Here is a 376-nt window from a genome sequence, read left to right as displayed (position 1 = left end):
GCCTGAAGCACGGCATCTATGCGGTGCGGATCGGCAAGGGCGCGCAGCGGTTCGACGGCGTCGCAAGCTTCGGGCGCCGGCCGACCTTCGACAACGGCGCGCCGCTGCTCGAAGTGTTCCTGTTCGACTTCAAGGGCGACCTGTACGACCCGGTCCTCGATGTCGCATTCATCGGTTTCATTCGCGAAGAGCTGAAATTCGACACCATCGAGGCGTTGATACGCCAGATGGATGACGACAGCGCCAAGGCGCGCGCGTACCTCGCCGCCGCGCCGGACGCGTTTCCAAGACTCGGAACGATTGATTGAACAAGACTGAAAAGCAAAAGATGCTGGCGGGCGAGCTGTATCGCCCGGATGCCGAGATCGCCGCCGAC

At 62.5% G+C, this 376-nt stretch carries 1 protein-coding gene; it reads left to right on the top strand.

Annotation, left to right across the window (positions count from 1 at the left end):
- A partial coding sequence (locus OO68_RS48950) for a riboflavin kinase (RefSeq protein ID WP_033314732.1) occupies nucleotides 1–308 on the top strand: 308 nt, incomplete at its 5' end.
- Nucleotides 309–376: the final 68 nt, after the last annotated feature.

This window comes from Streptomyces iakyrus (assembly GCF_000717055.1).
GTDB classification, from domain to species: Bacteria; Actinomycetota; Actinomycetes; order Streptomycetales; family Streptomycetaceae; genus Streptomyces; species Streptomyces iakyrus.
This window is presented reverse-complemented; position numbering and strand designations above follow the sequence as displayed.